The organism is Actinoplanes sp. NPDC051633 (genome assembly GCF_040681735.1).
Classification (GTDB): Bacteria; Actinomycetota; Actinomycetes; order Mycobacteriales; family Micromonosporaceae; genus Actinoplanes.
The window spans coordinates 1-2,377 of the sequence record NZ_JBFAZH010001177.1 but is presented as its reverse complement, the minus strand read 5'-3'; the positions used below and the strand labels follow the sequence as shown (position 1 = coordinate 2,377).

The following is a 2,377-nucleotide window of genomic DNA, read 5'->3' as shown; positions in this document are numbered from 1 at the left end:
GTTGATATTTCTATATTAAGTATGGTTCCAAGAGCTCGCGGCCGGCCTGCTCGGCGGCGGGTCCCGCTTCCTGGGCGTGACGGAGGACTGTGGACGGTTCCTGGACGCGACGATCCGGGCGCTGCCCGACGTGCCGGCGGACGACGCCGGCTGGGACGCGGTCGCCCTCGATGCGGTCACCGCGGCGCGGGCGGAGAAGCGGTTCGTCCCCGGCCTCGGGCACCCCGTCCACAAGGTGCAGGATCCGCGGACCCCGGTCCTGATCGGCATCGCCCAGGAGGAGGGCCTGCGCGGCCCGCATCTGCGGCTGTTCGAGGCGATCGGCCGCGTGCATCGCCAGGTGCTCGGCCGGACGCTGCCGCTCAACGGCGCCGGGGTCTGCGGCGCCGCGCTGGCCGACCTCGGGCTGCCGGTCGACATGCTGCGCGGCTTCGCGCTGCTGGCGCGCGCCGCCGGTCTGCTCGGGCACCTGGCCGAGGAGCGCCGAGACCCGATCGGCATGGACGTGTACATGACCGTCGACCGCAACGCGGTCTACGGACAGTAGAGAGGAGCTGCCGTGGCCACCGTCGTAGCGGTGATCGCCTCCACCCACCATCCCTTCTACTACAAGGCCAGCACGGCCACGGGCGACGACCGTCCACCCTTCGCCGACGAGTGGGTCCGCAAGATCACCGCGTTCCGCGAGACGCTCACCAGGGCCAACCCGGACGTGCTGGTGATGGTCGGCTCCGACCACTTCCACCAGTTGTGGCTGGACAACATGCCGCAGTTCCTGATCGGCAAGGCGCCGTTCTACGACGCGAACTGGTACAACGAGGAACGCGAGTTCGGCATGCCGCGCATGCTGCTCAAGGGCGACGAGGACCTGTCCGCGCACCTGCTGCGCGAGGGCCTGGACCGCGACTTCGACCTGGCGTTCAGCAACGAGCTGCGCATCGACCACAGCATCACGTGCCCGATCATCACGCTGCGCCCCGAGGCCGATCTGCCGATCGTGCCGATCTACACGAACATCTTCGCGCCGCCGCTGCCCCGCCCGAAACGCTTCGTGCAACTGGGTGAGGCGATCCGCGAGATCGTCGAGTCCTGGCCGTCCGATCTGCGGGTGGCCATCATCGGCACCGGTCACCTGTCGCTGGAGCTGGGCGGCCCGCGGCAGTTCGGTCCCCACGGCCCCGACCCGGAGTTCGACCTGAAGGCGATCGAGTGGATCGCCACCGGCGACCTCGACGGCTGCCTGTCCGAGGTCACGCTCGACAGCCTGCACTCGCCGGGCAACGCCACGCACGGGTTCATGGATTTCATGCTGATGATGGGCGTGGCCGGCGCCGGGGCGAAAGCGAACCACGTCGACAGCCTCGACCTCTTCCACACGAGGGAGGCCTACTTCACCTGGTATCCGAACGGAGCGCCGCAATGAGAAACGGAGCGCCGCAATGAGCAAGTACCTGCTCAACAAGTTCCTCTACACGGTCGACCGTGACCCCGAGTTGGTCGAGCGATACCGCGAGGACCCGGCCGGCATGGTGTCGTGGTGGGAGGCCGAGCGGGCGAACGCCGTGCTCAACTGCCACACCGGTGAGGCGAGTACGTGGCTGCGCTTCACCGACGCGGAACGCGACGCCCTCGCCGCCCACGACCACGTGCGGCTCTTCGAGCTGGGCGCGCATCCGTTCCTGACCCTGACGCTGTTCATCGCCATGTTCGAGCGCGACCACGGCCCGTTGGAATATCAGCTGGCGTTCGCCGAGCGGATGCAGCACTTCAACATGCCGTATCCGGACATCGCGACATGATGCGCGCGGCCCTCATCGACACGCACGGCAAGCCGCCGGCGATAGGTGACCGTGACGTGCCGGCACCCGGTCACAACCAGGCCCGGGTCCGAGTCACGGCGGCGTCCATCACCCCACTGGACGTGCTCTGCGCGACGGGGACGTCCTACTTCGGACCGCCGGCCACGCCGTACGTGCCCGGCGTGCAGGGCGTCGGCGAGTTGGACGACGGCACGGCGGTCTGGTTCGCCACCTCGGCCGGGATGCAGCCCGGCGACGGCAGCCTCGCGGAGTGGGCCGTGGTTCCGCTCGACGACCTGGTGCCACTGCCGGACGGCGTCGATCATCAGCTGGTCGCCGCTCTGGGTCTTTCCGCGGTTGCCGCCCTGATGTCGCTGACCTGGCGCGGCAGTCTGCAACACGGCGAGCACGTGCTGGTTCTGGGTGGCGGCGGCGTGGTGGGTCAGGCAGCGATCCAGCTCGCATTGCTGCACGGCGCACGCCGGGTGGTCGCGGCCTGCCGTTCGGAGGCGGCCGCCGACCGCGCCGAGCGAGCCGGCGCGACCGCGGTGATCCGCCTCGGCGACGCAGATTTCGCG

Annotated in this window: 4 protein-coding genes; all 4 read left to right on the top strand. The window is 69.3% G+C overall.

The annotated features are described in order from the left end of the window. The first annotated feature begins 76 nt into the window (after positions 1 to 76). Entirely contained in the window at positions 77 to 547 is a 471-nt protein-coding gene (locus tag AB0M20_RS38655; RefSeq protein WP_364305916.1) for a citrate/2-methylcitrate synthase, read from the top strand. Between the two features lie 12 nt (positions 548 to 559). Then, the gene (locus tag AB0M20_RS38650) at positions 560 to 1,423 is read left to right on the top strand and encodes an extradiol ring-cleavage dioxygenase (protein WP_364305914.1); all 864 of its coding nucleotides are present in this window, start codon (positions 560 to 562) and stop codon (positions 1,421 to 1,423) included. A 16-nt stretch (positions 1,424 to 1,439) separates the two neighbouring features. Continuing rightward, entirely contained in the window at positions 1,440 to 1,799 is a 360-nt protein-coding gene (locus AB0M20_RS38645; protein WP_364305912.1) for a hypothetical protein, read from the top strand. After that, on the top strand, positions 1,796 to 2,377 hold a 582-nt coding region (locus AB0M20_RS38640; RefSeq protein ID WP_364305910.1), incomplete at its 3' end, for a zinc-binding alcohol dehydrogenase family protein. The genes AB0M20_RS38645 and AB0M20_RS38640, both read left to right, overlap by 4 nt.

What these genes read in the sequence shown, in the direction of transcription:
- AB0M20_RS38645 (WP_364305912.1), top strand. Translation starts at nt 1,440, where the DNA reads ATGAGCAAGTACCTGCTCAACAAGTTCCTCTACACGGTCGACCGTGAC.